At 68.2% G+C, this 20,095-nt stretch carries 22 protein-coding genes and 1 tRNA gene; 11 read left to right on the forward strand and 12 right to left on the reverse strand.

Features of this window, described 5'->3' with window-relative positions; genetic code table 11:
• Window positions 1-41: 41 nt before the first annotated feature.
• From VGD28_RS00960 to dapB, 3 genes are all read right to left on the reverse strand, one after another.
• A tRNA-Arg gene (locus tag VGD28_RS00960) sits at window positions 42-118 on the reverse strand.
• A gap of 43 nt (window positions 119-161) precedes the next feature.
• Window positions 162-824 (reverse strand): endonuclease III, encoded by a 663-nt coding sequence (gene nth, locus VGD28_RS00965; protein ID WP_331026457.1) that lies wholly within the window; start codon window positions 822-824, stop codon window positions 162-164.
• The gene (dapB, locus tag VGD28_RS00970) at window positions 821-1,549 is read right to left on the reverse strand and encodes a 4-hydroxy-tetrahydrodipicolinate reductase (RefSeq protein WP_331026458.1); all 729 of its coding nucleotides are present in this window, start codon (window positions 1,547-1,549) and stop codon (window positions 821-823) included. The genes nth and dapB overlap by 4 nt, the downstream gene beginning before the upstream one ends.
• 122 nt (window positions 1,550-1,671) lie before the next feature.
• Here dapB and VGD28_RS00975 point away from each other — a divergent pair, with 122 nt between their 5' ends.
• Complete coding sequence (locus VGD28_RS00975; RefSeq protein ID WP_331026459.1) at window positions 1,672-2,595, forward strand: M20/M25/M40 family metallo-hydrolase; 924 nt, start codon at window positions 1,672-1,674, stop codon at window positions 2,593-2,595.
• Between the two features lie 3 nt (window positions 2,596-2,598).
• Here VGD28_RS00975 and rpoN read toward each other — a convergent pair whose 3' ends face one another.
• The 6 genes from rpoN to VGD28_RS01005 form a co-directional block, all read right to left on the reverse strand.
• Complete coding sequence (gene rpoN / locus VGD28_RS00980) at window positions 2,599-4,104, reverse strand: RNA polymerase factor sigma-54 (protein ID WP_331026460.1); 1,506 nt, start codon at window positions 4,102-4,104, stop codon at window positions 2,599-2,601.
• Window positions 4,105-4,223: 119 nt separating this feature from the next.
• A complete protein-coding gene (gene lptB, locus VGD28_RS00985) occupies window positions 4,224-5,000 on the reverse strand; it encodes an LPS export ABC transporter ATP-binding protein (protein ID WP_331026461.1) in 777 nt (258 codons plus the stop codon).
• Window positions 5,001-5,116: 116 nt separating this feature from the next.
• Window positions 5,117-5,662, reverse strand: coding sequence for an LptA/OstA family protein (locus VGD28_RS00990; RefSeq protein ID WP_331026462.1), 546 nt, complete (start codon window positions 5,660-5,662; stop codon window positions 5,117-5,119).
• A 2-nt stretch (window positions 5,663-5,664) separates the two neighbouring features.
• The gene (gene lptC / locus VGD28_RS00995; RefSeq protein ID WP_331026463.1) at window positions 5,665-6,306 is read right to left on the reverse strand and encodes an LPS export ABC transporter periplasmic protein LptC; all 642 of its coding nucleotides are present in this window, start codon (window positions 6,304-6,306) and stop codon (window positions 5,665-5,667) included.
• A 45-nt stretch (window positions 6,307-6,351) separates the two neighbouring features.
• On the reverse strand, window positions 6,352-6,972 hold the full coding sequence (locus tag VGD28_RS01000; RefSeq protein ID WP_331026464.1) for a ribonuclease D: 621 nt from the start codon (window positions 6,970-6,972) through the stop codon (window positions 6,352-6,354).
• Window positions 6,973-7,002: 30 nt separating this feature from the next.
• Window positions 7,003-7,809 (reverse strand): TerC family protein, encoded by an 807-nt coding sequence (locus VGD28_RS01005; protein WP_331026465.1) that lies wholly within the window; start codon window positions 7,807-7,809, stop codon window positions 7,003-7,005.
• Window positions 7,810-8,016: 207 nt separating this feature from the next.
• On the opposite strand from VGD28_RS01005, the gene VGD28_RS01010 reads away from it, so the two are divergent.
• Window positions 8,017-8,793, forward strand: coding sequence for a cold-shock protein (locus VGD28_RS01010; RefSeq protein ID WP_331026466.1), 777 nt, complete (start codon window positions 8,017-8,019; stop codon window positions 8,791-8,793).
• Window positions 8,794-8,836: 43 nt separating this feature from the next.
• Window positions 8,837-9,634, forward strand: coding sequence for a glutaminyl-peptide cyclotransferase (locus VGD28_RS01015; protein ID WP_331026467.1), 798 nt, complete (start codon window positions 8,837-8,839; stop codon window positions 9,632-9,634).
• 3 nt (window positions 9,635-9,637) lie between these two features.
• Here the strand turns inward: VGD28_RS01015 and VGD28_RS01020 are convergent, their stop codons facing one another.
• On the reverse strand, window positions 9,638-10,684 hold the full coding sequence (locus VGD28_RS01020) for a DUF1176 domain-containing protein (RefSeq protein WP_331026468.1): 1,047 nt from the start codon (window positions 10,682-10,684) through the stop codon (window positions 9,638-9,640).
• Window positions 10,685-10,756: 72 nt separating this feature from the next.
• On the opposite strand from VGD28_RS01020, the gene VGD28_RS01025 reads away from it, so the two are divergent.
• Window positions 10,757-11,626, forward strand: coding sequence for a 3-hydroxybutyryl-CoA dehydrogenase (locus VGD28_RS01025; protein WP_331026469.1), 870 nt, complete (start codon window positions 10,757-10,759; stop codon window positions 11,624-11,626).
• Window positions 11,627-11,778: 152 nt separating this feature from the next.
• Here the strand turns inward: VGD28_RS01025 and VGD28_RS01030 are convergent, their stop codons facing one another.
• Complete coding sequence (locus tag VGD28_RS01030; protein WP_414714448.1) at window positions 11,779-13,047, reverse strand: NupC/NupG family nucleoside CNT transporter; 1,269 nt, start codon at window positions 13,045-13,047, stop codon at window positions 11,779-11,781.
• Window positions 13,048-13,162: 115 nt separating this feature from the next.
• Between VGD28_RS01030 and VGD28_RS01035 the strand changes: the two genes are divergently transcribed.
• From VGD28_RS01035 to VGD28_RS01065, 7 genes are all read left to right on the forward strand, one after another.
• Window positions 13,163-13,798 carry a queuosine precursor transporter gene (locus tag VGD28_RS01035; RefSeq protein WP_331026471.1) on the forward strand — a complete coding sequence of 212 codons (636 nt, stop codon included), beginning with the start codon at window positions 13,163-13,165 and terminating at the stop codon, window positions 13,796-13,798.
• Between the two features lie 258 nt (window positions 13,799-14,056).
• Window positions 14,057-14,956, forward strand: coding sequence for an acetylglutamate kinase (gene argB, locus VGD28_RS01040; protein ID WP_331026472.1), 900 nt, complete (start codon window positions 14,057-14,059; stop codon window positions 14,954-14,956).
• 78 nt (window positions 14,957-15,034) lie between these two features.
• Window positions 15,035-15,343: a YggT family protein gene (locus tag VGD28_RS01045; RefSeq protein ID WP_331026473.1), complete on the forward strand. Its 309-nt coding sequence runs from the start codon at window positions 15,035-15,037 to the stop codon at window positions 15,341-15,343.
• Between the two features lies 1 nt (window position 15,344).
• A complete protein-coding gene (locus VGD28_RS01050; protein ID WP_331026474.1) occupies window positions 15,345-15,656 on the forward strand; it encodes a DUF167 domain-containing protein in 312 nt (103 codons plus the stop codon).
• The gene (gene folD, locus VGD28_RS01055) at window positions 15,646-16,521 is read left to right on the forward strand and encodes a bifunctional methylenetetrahydrofolate dehydrogenase/methenyltetrahydrofolate cyclohydrolase FolD (RefSeq protein ID WP_331026475.1); all 876 of its coding nucleotides are present in this window, start codon (window positions 15,646-15,648) and stop codon (window positions 16,519-16,521) included. Before VGD28_RS01050 ends, folD begins: the two co-directional genes overlap by 11 nt.
• On the forward strand, window positions 16,518-17,111 hold the full coding sequence (locus tag VGD28_RS01060; RefSeq protein ID WP_331026476.1) for a hypothetical protein: 594 nt from the start codon (window positions 16,518-16,520) through the stop codon (window positions 17,109-17,111). Before folD ends, VGD28_RS01060 begins: the two co-directional genes overlap by 4 nt.
• 94 nt (window positions 17,112-17,205) lie before the next feature.
• Complete coding sequence (locus VGD28_RS01065) at window positions 17,206-19,371, forward strand: TonB-dependent receptor (RefSeq protein WP_331026477.1); 2,166 nt, start codon at window positions 17,206-17,208, stop codon at window positions 19,369-19,371.
• Here VGD28_RS01065 and ung read toward each other — a convergent pair.
• Complete coding sequence (gene ung, locus VGD28_RS01070) at window positions 19,368-20,048, reverse strand: uracil-DNA glycosylase (RefSeq protein WP_331026478.1); 681 nt, start codon at window positions 20,046-20,048, stop codon at window positions 19,368-19,370. The genes VGD28_RS01065 and ung overlap by 4 nt on opposite strands.
• Window positions 20,049-20,095 lie beyond the last annotated feature (47 nt).

The raw sequence follows: 20,095 nt of genomic DNA on the forward strand, positions 1-20,095 counted from the left end.
CTGGCCACCGATTCGGATGCACCGTCGAACTTGTTGAGAGGTGGCGCACCCGACAGGATTCGAACCTGTGGCCTCTGCCTTCGGAGGGCAGCGCTCTATCCAGCTGAGCTACGGGTGCGTGGGGACAAGCGCCTAGCAAAGCGTGCGCGCCCGCGCCAGCGCTAAACGGCGGGTGCTTTCCAGCCTTTTGGCGGCGGGGTCTTGGGCTTGTAGGCGCACAGATCGGCGACGATGCAGCGCCAGCATTCGGGGGTGCGCGCCTTGCAGACATAGCGGCCGTGCAGGATCAGCCAGTGATGCGCGTGGAGGCGGAAAGGCTGCGGCACCTTCTTCTCGAGCTGCTTCTCGACCGCCAGCGGGGTCTTGCCCGGCGCGAGGCCGGTGCGGTTGCCGACGCGGAAGATGTGCGTGTCGACGGCGAAGGTCTCGGCCCCGAACGCGACGTTCATCACCACATTGGCGGTCTTGCGGCCGACGCCGGGGAGCTTCTCCAGCGCATCGCGATCGGCGGGGACCCGGCTGCCATGCTCGGCGATCAGCGCCTGGGACAGCGCGATGACGTTCTTCGCCTTGCTATTGAACAGCCCGATCGTCTTGATGTGCTGCTTGAGGCCCTCCTCGCCCAGCGCGACCATCTTCTCGGGCGTATCGACCTGCGCAAACAGGCGCCGCGTCGCCTTGTTGACCCCGGCGTCGGTCGCCTGCGCCGAGAGCACCACCGCGACGAGCAGGGTGTAGTCGTTGACCGATTCGAGCTCGGTCTCCGGGTGCGGATTGGCTTCGGCCAGCCGCTCGAAGAAATGGAAGACGTCCGCCTTCCTCAAAGGCCCAGCACCGCATCCATCGCGTAGCGCCCGGCAGGCTTGCCGGCGAGCCACAGCGCCGCCCTGACCGCGCCGCGCGCGAAGATGGCGCGCTCCTCGGCGCGGTGGGTCAGCTCGATCCGCTCGCCCGTGCCGGCGAGCACGACCATGTGATCGCCGATCACCGTGCCGCCGCGCAGCGAGGCGAAGCCGATCGTTCCCTCCGCGCGTGCGCCGATCAGGCCTGCGCGGTCGGCGACGCGGACCTCGCCCAGCGCGACCTCGCGCCCCGCCGCCGCGGCCTCGCCCAGCATCAGCGCGGTGCCCGATGGCGCGTCGACCTTCTGCCGGTGGTGCATCTCGGCGATCTCGATATCCCAGTCGGGGCCGAGCCGCGCCGCCGCCTCGCGCACCAGCCGCGCGAGCAGCACTACGCCCAATGAGGTGTTGCCGGTCTGAAGCACCGCGATCTCGCGCGCGGCATCGTCGATCAGCGCGTGATGCTGGGCGGCAAGGCCGGTGGTGCCGATCACGATCGGCGTGCCCGCGGCGCGCGCGGCGGCGAGATGCGCCTCGAGCGCGGCCGGGGTCGAGAAATCGACCAGCGCATCCGCCGCGGCCGCGACGGTCGCAGGATCATCGCCCGCATCGGCGCCGCCGGCGAACTTGACGCCCTGCTCGGCAAGGATGTCGCGGATCGCCACGCCCATCCGGCCGAGGCTGCCATAGATACCGATGCTGGTCATTGGCGTTGCTTGGCGGGGGAACAGGGGAAGCGCAACAGAGGAATTGACGGGGCGCGCGATAGCGGATGCAGGCCGCAGCCCTTTTCGCTTGCCGTCCAGCGCGCGCGCGGCAAAGCAGCGGGATGATCGCCCGACTTCTTGCCCTGGCCGGGGCCTGCCTGACCATCGCCGCCACCGATCCGGCGCCGCCGCATCAGCTCTATGAGGATGTCCGCATCCTCGCGGCGGACCGCATGGAGGGACGGCTGGTCGGCACGCCGGGCTCGGCCAGGGCACGCACCTATCTGCTCGAACGGCTGCGGGCGATCGGCCTCGAACCGGCCTTTGCGACGTTCGAGCAGCCTTTCGAGGCGCAGCATGAGGGCGCGGTGCTGAAGGGCGTCAACCTGATCGGCCGGATCCGCGGCGCGGGCAAGAGCGACCGGGTGCTGCTGATCGGCGCGCACTACGATCATTTCGGGGTGCGCGACGGCAAGGTCCTGAACGGCGCGGACGACAATGCCTCGGGCGTCGCGGTGCTGCTGTCGATCGCCGAGCAGTTCGCGCGCGAGCGGCCCGACCATGATGTCGTCTTCGCGCTGTGGGACGCCGAGGAGCAGGGCTTCTACGGCGCGAAGGCGTTCGCCAAGGAACCGCCCATGCCGTTGTCGCGCATCGCGATGAACCTCAACCTCGACATGATGAGCCGCAGCGACCGCAACGAGCTGTGGCTGGCGGGCGCGCATCATTCGCCCTTCCTGCGCGCACGCTTCGAGCAGCTCGCGGCACAGGCGCCGGTTTCACTCAAGCTCGGGCATGACGGCCCGCCGTGGAAGGGGAATGACGACTGGACCGGCGGATCGGACCATTTCGTGTTCCACGAGAAAGGCATCCCGTTCGCCTATCTCGGGGTGGAGGATTATCCCGACTATCACAAGCCGACCGACGATTTCGCAGCGATCCCCCGGGACTTCTTCGCCCGCTCGGCGGCAACCGCGCTGCTCGCGGCGCGGCTGTTCGACCGGGAGCTCGATGCCATCGCGGCGGAGGCTGGACGGACCGACTAGTCCCTAGCCCGCGCCCTCCAGCGCCTTTTGCCGGCGGCGCTGGACCGAGCTGCCGATGCCCATCGCCTCGCGATATTTGGCGACGGTGCGCCGGGCGATGTCGAAGCCTCTGGAATTGAGCATCTCGACCAGCGTGTCGTCCGAGAGGATCTTCCTGGGATCCTCGGCCTGGATCAACGCGCGGATCGCGCTCTTGACCGCTTCGGCGGAGACCGCGTCGCCGCCGTCCGCCGACTGGATCGCCGAGGTGAAGAAATATTTGAGCTCGAACAGACCCCGCGCGCAGGAGAGATATTTGTTCGACGTCACGCGACTGACGGTCGATTCGTGCATCTCGATCGCATCGGCGATCTGGCGCAGCGTGAGCGGCTTCAAGTGGCTGACGCCGTGGCGGAAGAACGCCTCCTGCTGCTTCACGATCTCGCTCGCCACCTTGATGATCGTGCGCTGGCGCTGGTCGAGCGCTTTCACCAGCCAGTTGGCGCTGGCGAGCATGTCGCTGAGCCAGGCCTTGCTCGACTTGTCCTGCGGCCCCGCCGACACTTCGGCATAATAGGCGCGGTTGACGAGGACGCGCGGCAGCGTCGCGCTGTTGAGCTCGACCGCCCAGCCCATGCCGCGCGGCGCGACGAAGATGTCGGGCGTCACGCTCGCCACCGGATCGCCACCGAAGCGGCAGCCGGGCTTGGGGTCATAGCCGCGCAGCTCGCGGATCATGTCCGCCATATCCTCGTCATCGACGCTGCAGATGCGCTTGAGGCGCGCCAGCTCGCCGCGCGCGAGCAGGTCCAGATTGGCGATCAGCGCGGCCATGCACGGATCGTAGCGATCGGCCTCCTTGGCCTGCAGCGCGAGGCATTCGGCCAGGTCGCGCGCGCCGACGCCGGTCGGGTCGAGCGTCTGGATCACCGCCAGCACCGCCTCGACCCGTGCCAGCGGCACGCCGAGCCGGGTCGCGATATCGAGCAGCGAGGCGGTGAGGTAGCCCGCCTCGTCGATCTGGTCGATCAGATGCTGGGCGATGAACAGGTCCGCGCCGTCGACCACCGCGCCGGCCTGGGCGAGCAGGTGATCGGCGAGGCTGAGGTCGGGCGCGGAGAAGCTGTCGAAATCCGGGCCGTCCTCGCCCAGCCCGCCGCCGCCCGCGCCGCTCAGACCCAGGCCGCCATCGAACCCGCCGACCGAATCCGCGGCGCTGTCGTGATGGAAAGTCTCGGCCGTGAAATCGACGTCGAGCGCGGCTTCACCCGTCGCGTCGCCACCGTCGAGCAGCTCGGTCGAATCGGCGGGGCCGTCCCGCTCGACCGCGGGTTCGGGATCGGGCGCGTCCGGCGCGTCACGCTCCTCGCCGCCGCCCGCATCGAGCAGCGGGTTCTTCTCCAGCTCCTCGGCGATGAAGGTCTCGATCTCGAGGTTCGACAGCGCCAGCAGCTTGATCGCCTGCTGCAGCTGCGGCGTCATCACCAGCGATTGGGACTGCCGCAGATCGAGGCGCGGGGCGAGGCTCATGGGTGCTGCCCGTCACCCCAGCGAAAGCTGGGGTCTCGTGCGGCAAGCGCGCGCTCCGAAACCGCAAGACCCCAGCTTTCGCCGGGGTGACGGAGGGGGAGGAGGCGGCGCGACATATCCTAGAGCGAGAAGCCCTCGCCGAGATAGAGGCGGCGGACATTGGCGTCGGCGACCAGATCGGCCGGCGACCCGGCGAACAGCACGCGGCCGTCATAGATGATCGACGCGCGGTCGACGATGTCGAGCGTCTCGCGGACATTGTGATCGGTGATGAGCACGCCGATGTTGCGCGTCTTCAGCTCCTTCACCAGATCGCGGATGTCGGCGATCGAGATCGGGTCGATGCCTGCGAACGGCTCGTCGAGCAACATGATCGAGGGATCGGCGGCGAGCGCACGGGCGATCTCAGCGCGGCGGCGCTCGCCGCCCGACAGCGCCATCGCCGGCGCGTCGCGCAGCCGGGTCAGGCCGAATTCGTCGAGCAGCTTGTCGAGCCGCTCGGCACGGGCATGCTTGTCCGGCTCCGACAGCTCGAGCACGGCGGAGATGTTCTTGGCGACGGTGAGGCCGCGGAAGATCGAGGTTTCCTGGGGGAGATAGCCAAGGCCCAGGATCGCCCGGCGGTACATCGGCAGCGGGGTGATATCGACGCCGTCGAGCATGATGCGCCCGGCATCGGGCTTCACCAGCCCCATCACCGAATAGAAGCAGGTCGTCTTGCCCGCGCCGTTGGGGCCGAGCAGGCCGACCACCTCGCCCTTGCCGACCGAGAGCGACACGTCCGACAGCACGACTCGCTTGTCATAGGATTTGGCGATCGACACCACGGCAAGGCCCGATGACGGCGGAGCGCCCGCGTCCACGGCTACCGGTTCCAGCGTTTCGATATCTGCCATGACGCCCTTCCTGATCGCATGCGATGCTTAGCGATTCCTTGCCGCCCAGTCACTTGGCAAGTTTTATGCATGCGCGAGTTAGGTGCGAACATCGCGGAGTGAAACCCCGCCTGCGGTCAATCGCGCTTGGGGACGGTGAAGCGGCCGGTCACGCGACCGCCCGACTGGATCACGCTGCCGTCGGGCGCCTTGGTCGTGCCCACGCCCGAACCGTCCATCGACGCGCGGCCGGTATCGAGGTTGAGCGTCAGCCGCCCGCCGCTCACCCGGTTGCTGCCCTGGGTCAACGAGACGTTGCCCATCATCGTGATGGTGCGCTTGTTGATGTCGTACACGCCATATTGCGCGCGCGCGGTCTGGTCGGGCCGGGTGACGGTGACGCCGCCCGCCGCGTCGAAGCGCGACACCGAAGGCGAGCCGTCGGTGATCTGGCCGGTATAGGTGACCGTGACGCGCGCGGCGGTCAGCGTCATGTTGCCCTGGCTCAGGCGCACCCCGCCCCACAGGATCGCGCGGCCAGACCGGTCCTGCAGCTCCGCATGCGGCGCGGCGAAATCGATCGGCGCGTTCGAATCGTGGCGCACCTGCCCCAGCGCCGCGGTTCCGATCGCAGCGGTGGTGGCGATCGCAGCGATCGAAGCGATGAGGAGCGGGCGGGCCATGTTCACCTATTTGCGCGCTTGGGATCGATCCGCAAGCGGGCATTGCCATCGATCCGCACGGTTCGCTTGTCGAGGTCGGCGGTCATGCTGTCGCCGCTGAACGCGCCGAGCGGTGTCTTGCCGTCGATCTGGCCAGTGCCGGTCAGGCGCCGGCTCTTGAGATCGATCGTCGAATCGCGCGTGTCGAGCTGGTAGCCGTCCGCGCTGCGGAACGCGATCGGGCCGTCGATCGCGACCTGCTCGGTATCCATGTCGTATCGCCCGCGCTCGGCGCGGACCTCGGCCGGGCCGTCGGACAGGCGGATGCCGGCGGCAAGGTTGCTGAGCTGCACCACCGGCTCGGCCGAGCTCTTCTGCACCGCCGAGCCTGCCGTCAGCACGAAGGGCTGGCCCTTGGCATCGGCGCCGCGATAGCGCGCCGACTGGATCTTCAGCCGCTCGTTCGCGACATCGACCTTGTTCTTGTCGAGCACGAACGAGACGTCGCCGCCCATGAACAGCGGCGCCATCACCAGGAACGCGCCGAGTACGCCGATCCCGGCGGGCAGGATCAGCAATACCGTGCGGACGATATGGTCGTGGCTTCCCCCAGGACGCGCCCAGAATTTGCGTCGGGAACGTTCCTTGCGGGCGATCTCAGACATTCTTGTTCTCGCAAGCGAGCGGGCCGGGGCCGGAAATCAACAAGCTCAGGCATGGGCGAAGATGTCAATCTCTGGCCAACCGGCGAGATCCAGTTCCGCGCGGTGCGGAAGGAAAGCGAAGCACGCCGCGGCAAGTTCCGCCCGCCCCTCGCGCGCGAGACGGCGGTCGAGCTCCTCGCGCATCGCATGGAGATAGCGCACGTCCGACGCGGCATAGTCCTTCTGCGCGTCGCTCAGCACCGGCCCGCCCCAGTCGGACGATTGCTGCTGCTTGGAGATTTCCTGGCCGAGCAGCTCGCGCACCAGATCCTTGAGCCCGTGCCGGTCGGTATAGGTGCGCACCAGCCGCGAGGCGATCTTGGTGCAATAGACCGGCGCGGCGGTGACGCCGAGATAGTGGCGGATCGCCGCAAGGTCGAAGCGTGCGAAGTGATAGAGCTTCACCCGCGCCGGATCGGCGAGCAGCGCGCGCAGATTGGGCGCGGCATAGGTGCTGGCCGGGGCGAAACGGACGAGATGCTCGTCCGCGCCGCCATCGGAAAGCTGGACGACGCACAGGCGATCGCGCGGGGTGATCAGCCCCATCGTCTCGGTATCGACGGCGATGTCGGCGCCGGGGGCGAACAGCCCTTCGGGAATATCTTCTTCGTGCAGGTAAACGGCCATGCGCCCGCCTAGCCGTTTACACCTGAACGCTCAATGGCCTGCGGGCGGCGTCCCCGCTCCCTCGCGCTTCAGCTTGGCGCGGCGCGCGACCATGTTGAGCGATTCGACCAGCGCCGAGAAGGCCATGGCGGCATAGATATAGCCCTTGGGCACATGCACGCCGAAGCCGTCGGCGATCAGCACCGCGCCGATCATCAGCAGGAAGCCGAGCGCGAGCATCACCACCGTCGGGTTGCGCTTGATGAAGTTCGCCAGCGGATCGGCCGCGACCAGCATCACGCCGACGGTGACCAGCACCGCGGTGACCATGATCGCGATCTCGTCGGTCATGCCGACCGCGGTCAGGATCGAATCGACCGAGAAGACCATGTCGAGCAGGATGATCTGGAAGATCGCGCTGCCGAAGTTCAGGCCCACCACCTGCTTCTTGTCGAGGATCTCGTCGTCGCTCGGCACCGGATCGATCGTGTGGTGGATCTCCTTGGTCGCCTTCCACAGCAGGAACAGGCCGCCCGCGATCAGGATCAGGTCGCGCCACGAGAAGGCGGTCTCGAAGCTCGGCTCGCCATGCGCGCCCGGCGCACCCTGGATGCCGAGGTCGAACACCGGCGTGGTCAGCGAGACGATGATCCAGATCATCGACAGCAGCAGGATGCGCATGATGAGCGCCAGGCCGATGCCGATTCGGCGCGCCTTCTGCTGCTGATGCTCGGGCAGCTTGTTGGTCAGGATCGAGATGAAGATGAGGTTGTCGATCCCCAGCACCACCTCCATCACGATCAGGGTGATGAGCGCGGCCCAGGCGGCCGGATCGGCGATCAAAGCGGCGATATCCATGGGCAATTGCTCTGCCGTCCCTGCGACGCATGCGCAAGTATCTGTTGGAAAGGTGCCGAAATCGCGACGAATTCGTTCGCGTCTTGTCCCTTCCTGGGTTATGACCCGATTCCATGGGCGTGTCTTTGGAGCGCCGGAATGTCTGCGTCTTCGTCCGGCGTATGACTTTCGAGATTGAGTTGGGCGACCGGGAAGACGAACAGGGCAATGAGTTTTGATCGAGGGCGCCGCGGGGATCGCGGCGGGCGCGGCAGAGACAAGCGCGACGGTTTCGGCGGCGACGATTTCGGTGGTGGCGGCTTCGGTGATCGCGGCGGCTTCGGCGGCGGCTTCGGTGACCGTGGCGGCTTCGGCGGCGGCGGCTTCGGCGATCGCGGCGGCGTCGGCGGCGGCGGGGGCGGCGGCTCTCGCGGCGGTGGTGGCGGCGGCTTCGGCGGCGGCCGCGGCGGTGGCGGCATGCCCCCGCAGGTCGTTGGCGAAGGCACCGGCGTGGTCAAGTTCTTCAACAGCCAGAAGGGCTTCGGCTTCGTCGTCCGCGACGATGGCGGCGAGGACGTGTTCGTGCACATCAGCGCGGTCGAGCAGGCAGGCCTCACCGGCCTGGCCGAGGGCCAGCCGCTGGGCTTCACGCTGGTCGACCGTGGCGGCCGCATCAGCGCGACGGAGCTCAAGATCGAGGGCGAGCCGCTCCCGGTCGAGGATCGCGGCCCGCCGCGCGACCGCGCCGGCCCGCGTGGCGGCGCCGGCGGCCCGCAGCGCCAGCTGACCGGCGAGACGGCGACCGGCACGGTCAAGTTCTTCAACGCGATGAAGGGCTTCGGCTTCATTCAGCGCGACGACGGCCAGCCCGACGCGTTCGTGCACATCAGTGCCGTCGAGCGCGCCGGCATGCCGACGCTCAACGAAGGCGACCGGCTCGAGTTCGAGCTGGAGGTCGATCGCCGCGGCAAATACGCCGCGGTCAACCTGACGCCGTCGCAGTAACCACGCCATGCTCCGGCTGATCGCGGCCGGGCGCGGAGGTGCAATGGGGGTCGCCCTGGCCGTGCTGGCCGGGGCGGCCCCGATTGTTTCAGCGCCTGTCGCACCTTTCCCGGCACCGCAGGCCGCCGATCCGGCGCCCGCACCGCCGGTCGAAGCCGCACAGGTCATCGCAACCTACCCGCACGATACCGCCGCATTCACCCAGGGGCTGTTCTTCAGCGACGGGCGGTTGTTCGAGAGCACCGGGCAAGAGGGCGAATCGGCGGTGCGCGAGCTCGAGCTCGCCACCGGAAAGGTGAAGCGCGCGGCGAAGCTGCCCGCCCAGTATTTTGGCGAAGGCAGCACCGGCTGGGGCAAGACGATCGTCAGCCTCACCTGGAAGCATGGCAAGGGATTCCGCTGGGACCGCGACAGCTTCCGCAAGCTCGGCGAATTCACCTATGCCGGCGAGGGCTGGGGGCTGACGCAGGACGGCAGGAGCCTGATCCTGTCCGACGGCACCAGCGCGCTGCGCTTCCTCGACCCCGCGACCTTTGCCGAGCGCAGGCGGATCACCGTCACCTGGCGCGGACGGCCGGTGCGGCAGCTCAACGAGCTCGAATATGTGCGCGGCGAGGTGCTGGCGAATATCTGGCACAGCGACCTGATCGTGCGAATCGATCCGGCGAGCGGAGCGATCAAGGGCGTGATCGACCTGCGCGCGGTCGCCGCATCGGTCGCGGTGAGCGACAGCGAAGCGGTGCTCAACGGCATCGCCTGGGACGACCGGGCCGGCAAGCTCTACGTCACCGGCAAGCGCTGGCCCAGGTTGTTCGAGATCGCGCTGCCGGGGGGCAGCTAGATTCTACTTCGCGACCGCTTCGGCCCGCCAGGTCGTGAGCCAGTCCACCGATCCGCGGCATTCGGGCATCGATCGCGCCTCGACCAGCCGGAACATCGCGCCGTCCCAGACATAGGCCTCCGCGCTGCCGCAATCGCCGATGCCGCGCCCCTTGTTGTAGCTTTCGAGCCGCCCGGTCTTCGCGTCGAAGCTGGCATTGACCAGCGACGGGCGGCCGCCGTCCGCTTCGGTGAATCCGGGCGGCGAATCGAATTTCGCCGGCACCGGCTTCGCGCCGGCGGCGAGAATATAAGGCTCGGTCGAGAAATTATAGGCGCCGCTGCCGCAGGGGAGCAGCACCAGCGTCCTGCCCCCGCCGAGCGCATGCACCTCGGCTTCGGGCCAGGGGCCGGTGCCGCCCTCATAGACGCTGCCGCACTCGCTCGACTTGTCTAGTGCCTTGCGCATCGCCGGGGTGAACGGCGCGGCGGCACCCGCCGGGCGGACATAGCCGATCCGGGGCAGCGCGGGCGGCGCGGGCACCGCGCTCGCCGGCTTGCCGCCTTTCGCCACCGCGGCGGTCACCGTTCCGGCACGCCCCTGCTCGGCATCGATGAAGCGCAGCGCCGCCGCCGAGCCCTTGAGCGAGGCCATGCCGGTGACATCGACCTCGGAGCCGACGCGCAGGTCGGTGCCGTCGACCATCGCCGCGATGATCCGCGCCGCCTCGGCGCCGGTAAAGCGGAGCAGGTCGTTCTTCGGCACCGCCCGGATGCTGAAGCCCTCCGCGGTGCTCACCTGCACCGGATCGCTGCCCGACTTGCTGGGAAGCTGGATCTCGACCGTGAAGCCGCCCGCGGGTCCCGCCGCGCGATCGATCGACACCGAGACCTGATCGTAGGGCGAGCCTTCCTCGGGCTGATTGTCGTCGGGCCAGATCGAGGTCATCCCGCACCGCCTGGCATTGTCGCACGCGACCACCCATGCGCCGAAGCTCTTGATCGGCCCCTGCTTCGGGGCCGGTTGCGGAGCAGCCGCCTGAGCCAAAGCGAGCAGCGCGATCGTCAGCATGGAATTCCCCCTTCTAGCCGTTTCGCAAGCGAGTCGGTAGGACGCCTGCATATCAGATTCCGGAGGACATGCATGAAGACGGTTGGCGTGATCGGCGCGGGGCAGATGGGGGCGGGCATCGCCCAGGTTTCGGCGCAGGCCGGCTATCGCGTGCTGCTGTCGGACATGGACGTGGCGCGCGCCGAGAAGGGCAAGGGCGGCATCGCGAGGCAGCTTGCGCGGGCGGTCGAGAAGGAGAAGATCACCGCGGATGCCGCCGAGGCCGCGCTCGCCAACATCGAATGCGTCGGCGGCACCGGCGCCTTCGCGCCGTGCGACCTCGTCATCGAGGCGGCGACCGAGCGCGAAGCGATCAAGCGCGAGATCTTCGCCAATGTCGGCAAGGTGCTGTCGGACAGCGCGATCCTCGCCAGCAACACCTCGTCGATCCCGATCACCCGGCTCGCGCAGGCCTCGCCCGATCCCGCGCGCTTCATGGGCGTGCATTTCTTCAACCCGGTGCCGGTGATGGGCCTGATCGAGCTGATCCGCGGCCTCGCCACCAGCGATGCGACCGTCGCCGCGGTCGAGGCCTATGGCAAGACGCTGAACAAGCGCATCGTCCATGCCAACGATGCGCCCGGCTTCATCGTCAACCGCGTGCTGATGCCCTTCCTCAACGAGGCGTGCTTCGCGCTCGGCGAGGGCGTGGCGACGATCCCCGATATCGACGCGGCGATCCAGCTCGGCCTCAACCACCCGATGGGGCCGTTCACGCTGGCCGACTTCATCGGCCTCGACACCTGCCTCGAGATCACGCGCGTGCTGTTCGAGGGCACCGGCGATCCCAAGTTCCGCCCCGCCCCGCTGCTCGTCAAATATGTCGAGGCGGGCTGGTACGGGCGGAAGAGCGGGCGCGGCTTCTACGACTATTCGGGCGCGGAGCCGGTGCCGACGCGATAGCTTGCCTCTCTCCGTTCGTCATCGCCGCGCAGGCGGGGATCCATTGAGGTCACCGTTGCGGTTCGATCCGATGCGTCAGCCAGAATGGATCCCCGCCTGCGCGGGGATGACGGCGGTTGGGAAGCGGTGCGGCGGTGCGGCTCAATTCAGAGTCACGGCAGCAGCAGCCCCGCCAGCGCCGCCGACATGAGGTTGGCGAGGCTGCCCGCGATCAGCGCCTTGATGCCGAGCCGCGCGATCACCGGGCGCTGGTTGGGGGCGAGGCTGCCGGCCGCCGCCATCTGGATCGCGATCGAGCTGAAATTGGCGAAGCCGCACAGCGCGAAGGTGATGATCGCGACGCTGCGCGGGCTCAGCCCCTGGGTGGAGCCGAGGTTGAGGAAGGCGACGAATTCGTTGAGCACCATCTTGGTGCCGAACAGGCTGCCTGCCGCGCCGCTCTCGGCCCAGGGGATGCCGATCAGGAACATCACCGGCGCAAAGACGGTGCCGATCACCCCCTGAAAGGTGAGGTCGCCATAGCCGAACCAGCCGCCGACCACGCCGAGCAGCCCGTTGGCGAGCGCGACCAGCGCGACGAAGGCGAGCACCATCGCGCCGACCGCCACCGCGATCTTGACGCCGATCTGCGCGCCCATCGCCGCGGCCATGATGATGTTGGCGGGGCGCTCCTCGTCCAGATCCTTCTCGACCGCGCGGATCGCGGCCTCCTCCGGATCGGCCGTGGCGTCACCGTCGAGCGGGAGCTCGGCCTGCTTCACCGGCTCGTCGGGCATCATGATCTTGGCCATCAGCAGCCCGCCGGGCGCGGCCATGAAGGATGCGGCGAGCAGATACTGGATGTTGATCCCCATCGCCGCGTACGCCGCCAGGATCGTGCCCGCGACCCCGGCCATGCCGACGCTCATCACCGCGAACATCTGCGCGGGGGTGAGGCCCGCCAGATAGGGCCGGATGACCAGCGGCGATTCGCTCTGCCCGACGAAGATGTTCGCCGCCGAGCACAGCGACTCCACCTTGCTCACCCCGGTCACCTTCTCGATCGCGCCGCCGATCCACCGGATCACCAGCGGCATGATGCGCAGATAATAGAGGATCGAGACCAGGCTGGCGAAGAAGATGATCACCGGCAGCGCGGCGATCGCGAAGCTGTGCCCGCCCATTTCGGGCTTGGCGAGCGGGCCGAAGATGAAGTCGGTCCCCGCCTGCGCATAGCCGAGCAGCGCCGACACGCCGCGCGACATGCCCTCGATCACCGCCCGCCCGGCGGGGACATAGAGGACGAGGACGGCGATTCCCGCCTGCAGTGCGAACGCCGCGCCGACGACGCGCAGCCGGATCGCGCGGCGGTTCGACGAAAGCGCAAAGGCGATCGCGAGAATCGCGGCGACGCCCAGGATACCGATCGGAAGATTGTTCAAGTGGAAGGCCCCCATGCGCCGCATCGTTCGCGCGGCATATGGGGCTGCACCATAGCGAGGGAATCGCGCATCGCTAGGTGCTTCCGTATCCGCTGAAACCGCGTTAGCAACGCCCATGACCACACCGGCCCCGCTGACGCGCTCGCTCTTCACCCTTTCGATCTTCTACGGCGGCATGGTCTGCATCGCCGGCGTGCTCGGCAACAAGCAGGTGGCGCTGGGGCCGCTCGCGGTGGAGGCGGGGATCTTCGCCTTCCTCTTGCTGGTGGCGGTCTCGAGCGCGGTCGCCGAGATGCACGGGCGTGCGGTGGCGAACAAGCTGGTGCTGCTCGGCTTCGTGCCCCTGCTCGCCTCGATCGTGCTGACCGCTCTGGTGCTGACCCTCCCGCCCGCCGCCGACATGCCGGCCGAGCGCCGCCAGGCGTTCGAGATGATGATGGGCGGCACCTGGCGCATTTGGCTGGGCGGGATCACCGCCTATGGCGCGTCGCAATTGCTCAACGTCACCATCTTCAGCGCGCTCAAGCGCGAGGGCGGCAAGATGATGTGGCTGCGCGGCGCGATCGCAGGCGTGCTGAGCCAGATCGTCGACACGCTGATCTTCATCACCGTCGCCTTCTATGGCGAATTCCCGATCGGCCATCTGCTGATGGGACAGATGCTCGCCAAGGTCGTACTGTCGATCGTGCTGATCCCGGCGCTGATCGCAGGCTTCGTCGCGATCGGGCGGAGTCTCGATCGGGGGGCTTGAGGACACCGCTCCTCGTCCCGCTTGCAATGTTGGAATTCATTTGCTTGCATCATGCGGTGCCAAACACCGCTCTTTGATTTCGTCGAATCCACACTGCCGATGGCCTACCGGACACCCACCGGACAAGGGCGCCGAAGTTGACAGAATGAATCGCGTTCCGCGCAACATCGTCAACTTCGCGACGGTGCTGGCAACTTCGCAGTGCCACCGCCGCCTCCACCGCTTTCGCATCCCGGCAACTCACGCTAAGGGCGCGCCATGACCGATCATGCCCCCGATCCCCGGATGCTCGCCAAGGCGGAGACGCTGACCGACGCGCTGCCCTATATGCAGCGCTATGCGGGCAAGACCTTCGTCGTGAAATATGGCGGCCACGCGATGGGCGATCCGGAGCTGGCGCGCGACTTCGCCGAGGATGTCGTGCTGCTGAAAGCGGTCGGCATCAACCCGGTGGTCGTCCATGGCGGCGGCCCGCAGATCGGGCAGATGCTCAAGCGGCTCGGCGTCGAATCGCAGTTCGTCGGCGGCCTGCGCGTCACCGATGCGGAGACCGCGCGAATCGCCGAGATGGTCCTCGCCGGATCGATCAACAAGGAGATCGTCAGCTGGATCAGCGCCGCGGGGGGCAAGGCGATCGGCATCTCGGGCAAGGATTCGGGCCTGGTCACCGCGAAGAAGGTGTCGCGCAGCGAAGCCGATCCGTTGCAGGGGATCGAGCGGCATGTCGATCTCGGCTTCGTCGGCGAGCCGGTCGCGGTCGACGCCAGCGTGCTGACCACGCTGTCGGCGCAGGGCTTCATCCCGGTGATCGCGCCGATCGCGCTCGGCGCGGACGGCCACACCTACAACATCAACGCCGACACCATGGCGGGCGCGATCGCCGGCGCGCTGGGTGCGTCGCGCTTCTTCCTGCTCACCGACGTGCCGGGCGTGCTGAGCAAGGACAAGGAGCTGCTCACCGATCTCGATCCCGGCCGGATCGCCGCATTGAAGGCCGACGGCACGATCAGCGGCGGCATGATCCCCAAGGTCGAGACCTGCGTCGCCGCGGTCGATGCCGGGGTCGACGCCGCGGTCATCCTGGATGGGCGCGTGCCGCATTCGATGCTGCTCGAAATCTTCACCACCCAGGGCGCCGGCACCTTGGTGCATCGCTGAGGCGTATTATATCGCTGATACGGTTGCCGCCGCGCGCGGCTTTCCGGTAGAAGCGCCAGAAAAATCCGGAGGCCCCTGTTGGACACCTTTCTCAATATCACCTTCGGCGCCGCACAGGTCTTGCTCAACGTCCTGTGGTGGATCATCGTCGTGCAGGCGGTCCTCTCGGTGCTGATCGCGTTCAACGTGATCAACACCTATAATGATTTCGTGAGCGCGCTGTGGCGCGGGCTCAACACGCTGACCGAGCCGCTCTATCGCCCGATCCGGCGCGTTCTGCCCGATACCGGGCCGATGGATTTCGCGCCGTTCGTGGTGCTGATCCTGATCGGTATCATCAGCTATGTCGTGATCCCCAACCTGGCAGTGGCGCTGATCAGTCCCTGACGTGACCCGGCCCTGGCAGGCGGCCGCCGGAGGCATCCGGATCGCCGTGCGGGTGACGCCGCGGGCGTCGAGGGACGTGTTTCTCGGCGGCACGACCGAGCATTTCGCCGCCCGGCTCGCCGCCCCGCCTGTCGAGGGAGCAGCCAACGCGGCGCTGATCGCCCTCGTCGCAAGGACCTTTGGCGTGGCGAGGCGCGACGTATCGCTGATCGCGGGCGAGACCTCCCGGATCAAGCGGCTGTCCATCGCGGGCGACGCTTCGGTGCTGGCGGGAATCGCGGCAGACCTATATGGGGCTGGCCATGACGGCTGAGATCATCGACGGCAAGGCATTTGCAGCTGGGCTGCGCGCCCGCGTGGGCGAGGCGGCGGCCGCGTTCGAGGCGCAGGCGGGGCGCAAGGCCGGCCTTGCCGTGGTGCTGGTGGGCGAGGATCCAGCTTCGGCGGTCTATGTCCGCAGCAAGGGCAAGGCGACGCTCGCCGCCAACATGGCGAGCTTCGAGCATCGCCTGCCCGCCGATACCGATCAGGCGACGCTGATCGCGCTGGTCGATCAGCTCAACGCCGATCCGGCGGTGGACGGCATCCTTGTCCAGCTTCCGCTGCCCGGCCATCTCGACGAGCAAGCCGTGCTGCTGCGGATCGACCCCGACAAGGATGTCGACGGCTTTCACCCGGTCAATGCCGGCCGCCTCGCCACCGGCATCGACGGCTTCGTGCCGTGCACGCCGCTCGGCTGCCTGATGCTGCTCAAGGATCAGCTGGGCGACCTTTCCGGGCTCGACGCGGTGGTGATCGGCCGCTCCAACATCGTCGGCAAGCCGATGGCCGCGCTGCTCACCGCGGCGAGCTGCACCGTGACGCTCGCCCATTCGCGGACCAGGGACCTGCCCGGCCATGTCTCGCGCGCGGACATCGTCGTCGCGGCGGTGGGCCGCGCGGGCTTCGTCAAGGGCGAGTGGCTGAAACCCGGCGCGACGGTGATCGATGTCGGCATCAACCGCACCGACGACGGTCTGACCGGCGATGTCGAGTTCGACAGCGCGGCATCGGTCGCCGGCGCGATCACCCCGGTGCCGGGCGGGGTCGGGCCGATGACGATCGCCTGCCTGCTGCGCAACACGCTGGTCGCCGCGCATCGCCGCGAAGGGCTGGCGCTGGACCTCACGGCGCTGTGATCCTCGCCGCCCTGCTGCTGGCGCAGGCGGGGACTGCGATCGAGGCCGAGCGCGAGTTCAACCGCGTCGCGCAGACGCAGGGTCAATGGACCGCCTTCCGCCGCTACGCGACGGGGAACGCGGTGATGTTCGTGCCCGGGCCGGTCAACGCGCAGGCGTTCCTCAAGGACCGCAAGGATCCGCCGGTCGCAGTGCAATGGTGGCCGGCCGAAAGCTATGTCTCGTGCGACGGGACGGTGGCGGTGAACACCGGCCCATGGGCGTCGCCGCGCGGATCGGGGTTCTTCACCACCGTATGGCTCCGGCAGGAGGATGGCGGCTGGAAATGGATCTATGACGGCGGCGATGCGCTGACGACCCCGCGTGCACTGCCCGAACAGCCGAGGGTGCGTCACGCGGCGTGCAGCGACGTGCCGCCTCTGGGACCCGCGATGCCCGGCCCTGACAATGGCGCAAGCGCCTCACGCGACGGATCGCTGCGCTGGAAATGGTCGGCGGGCACGGACGGCAGCCGCAGCTTCACCGCATCGATCTGGACCGGGGAGCGGTTCGAGGATGTGGTCGCCGATCATGTCCCCGCGCCGCAATAATCGCGCTGGACCCCGCTTCCTGCGCAGACTGGCACTTGTGATGATGTAACATTGCTAATAAAGGGGCGCGTTTCCAGTTGCAGGACGTGTATCCATGAAGCGTAGCGCCGCCCTACTCGCCTCCACCCTGCTCACCCACCCGATCCTCGCATCCTCCGCCATGGCGCAGACCGCGACGCATGCCGAGCGCGACGCCAGCAGCCGCAGCGCTGTGCATGGCGACTCGGACGCCGACGTGGTGATCACCGCCCCCTATGTCGCCGATCTCGATCTGCTCGCCGGCGCCTCGGTGGTGTCCGGCGACGAACTGGTGCGCGATATCCGCGGGCAGATCGGCGACACGCTGACCCGGGTTCCGGGCGTCTCGGCCACCTCGTTCAGCCCCGGCGCGTCGCGGCCGGTGCTGCGCGGCTTCCAGGGCGAGCGCGTGCGCGTCTTGTCCGATGGCCTGGGCACGCTCGACGTCTCCAACACCTCGACCGACCATGCCGTATCGATCGATCCGCTCACCGCCGAGCGGATCGAGGTGCTGCGCGGCCCCGCGGTGCTGCTGTTCGGCAGCCAGGCGATCGGCGGCGCGGTCAACGTGCTTGACCGCCGCATCCCGCGCGCACTGCCCGAGAACGGATTCCATGTCGACGCGATCGGCACCTATGGCTCTGCGGCCGAGGAGCGCAGCGGCGGGGCGGCGGTGGACGTGGCGCTCGACCACCAGTTCGTCCTCCACCTCGACGGCAGCTACCGCAAGACCGACGATGTCCGCACCGGCGGCTATATCCTGAGCGCCCCGCTGCGTGCCGAGCAACTCGCCATCGCCGCAGAGGAGAGCGCCGAAGGACATCTCGACGAGGCAGCCGAAGCGACCGCGCTCGCCAGCCAGCGCGGGCGCCTGCCCAACAGCGGCACGCGCACCTATACGCTGGGTGGCGGGCTCTCCCTGATCAACGACGGCGGGAGCCTGGGCTTCTCGGTCGGCTATTACGACACCAATTATGGCGTGCCGGCGCGGCCCGGCGCGGGCCATGCGCATGACGGCGGCGCGGAGGACGAGGGCGAGGAGCATGTCACCATCGGCCTCCACCAGCTCCGCGCCGACATGCGCGGCGAGGTGAAGACCGGGGGCGGGTTCCTCGACAGCATCCGCGTCCGCGCGGGCTTTTCGGATTACAAGCACACCGAGTTCGAGGGGACCGAGACCGGCACCGTGTTCAACTCGACCGGGTTCGAAGGGCGGCTCGAGCTGGTGCAGGCCGACCGTGGCGGCTGGCGCGGGGTGATCGGCTTCCAGGGGATGACGCGCGACTTCTCCGCGATCGGCGAGGAAGCCTTCGTGCCCGAGAACACGACCGACCAGTACGGGCTGTTCACGCTGCAGGAGGTCAATCTCGGCAAGCTCGGGCTCGAGGGCGCGCTGCGCTACGAGCGCACCAATGTCCGCTCCAATTCGGTCAGGCTGGGACTCGAAGAGGATGCGCCGATCGGGCGCATCGATCGCGGGTTCGACGCCTTTTCGGGTGCGGTGGGTCTGTCCTACGCGGTCGGGCCGCTGGTCAAGGTCGGCATCAACGCCTCGCGCGCCGTCCGCGCCCCCTCGGCCGAGGAGCTGTTCTCCAACGGGCCGCATGTCGCGACCCAGGCCTATGAGGTCGGCGACCCCAATTTCCGCACCGAGAAGAGCTGGGGCGGCGAAGTCTATGCCCGCGGCGCGATCGGCGGGCTCAAGTTCCAGCTCGCCGGCTATGCCAACTGGTTCACCGACTATATCTACGAGACCGAGACCGGCCTCGAGATCGACGAGCTGCCGGTGTTCCAGTACCGGCAGGCCGATGCCCGCTATCTCGGCGTCGAGGGCGAGGTCTCGGCGACGCTGCTCAAGCATGGCGAGTTCACGCTCGGCGGCAATGTGGTCGCCGACTATGTTCGTGCGACGCTGGAGGACGGCAGCGCCGTCCCCCGCATCCCGCCGTTCCGCGTCCTCGCCGGGCTCGACGCCAGCCAAGGCCCGTTCGGCGGGCGGGTCGAGGTCGAGCACGTCACCAGGCAGTCGCGCATCGCCGCGTTCGAGACCGAGACCCCGGCCTTCACCCTCGTCAATGCCTCGCTCACCTGGCACCCGTTCGGCGAGAAGCGCGAGACCGCGCTGATCCTCTCCGCCGACAACATCTTCGACGTCGAGGCACGGCGGCATGCCTCGTTCACCAAGGATTTCGTGCCACTCGCCGGGCGCGACATCCGCGTGGCGGCGCGGTTCAGCTTCTAAGGCGTTTCGGGCAGCCTCCAATCGATCGTGCCGCGGCCGTTGGCCTCGAGGAACTCATTCGCCTTCGAGAAATGGCGGCAGCCGAAGAAGCCGCCATGCGCCGAGAGCGGCGAGGGGTGGACCGACTTGAGCACGAGGTGGCGCGGATCGACCGACGGTGCCTTCTTCTGCGCATGGCTGCCCCACAGCATGAACACCACAGGCTTCTCGCTGGCGTTGACGTGCGCGACCACCGCGTCGGTGAACTTCTCCCAGCCGCGGCCCTGGTGCGAGGCCGCGCGGCCCATCTCGACCGTCAGACAATTGTTGAGCAGCAGCACCCCCTGCTTCGCCCAATGCTCCAGGAAACCGTGGCGCGCCGGCGGGATGCCGAGGTCGGACTGCAATTCCTTGTAGATGTTGACGAGGCTCGGCGGCACGCGGACGCCGGGCTGGACCGAGAAGCACAGGCCATGCGCCTGCCCCTCGCCATGATAGGGATCCTGCCCCAGGATCACGACGCGCACGTCCTGCGGCGGGGTGAGGTCGAGCGCGCGGAACCAGTCGCCGCCCTTGGGGAAGATGCGCTTGCCCGCCGCCTTCTCGTCGACCAGGAACTGGCGCAGCGACGCCATGTACGGCGCGTCGAACTCGCGCTGGAGCGGTTCGAGCCAATCGGGATGCAGCTTCACGGCCATGCGGTTTCCTTCCGGGCGCGACTGTGCGAACCAGCGCGAGCCTGTCA

The sequence above is a fragment of the Sphingomonas sp. genome (genome assembly GCF_036402235.1).
Taxonomy (GTDB): domain Bacteria; phylum Pseudomonadota; class Alphaproteobacteria; order Sphingomonadales; family Sphingomonadaceae; genus Sphingomonas.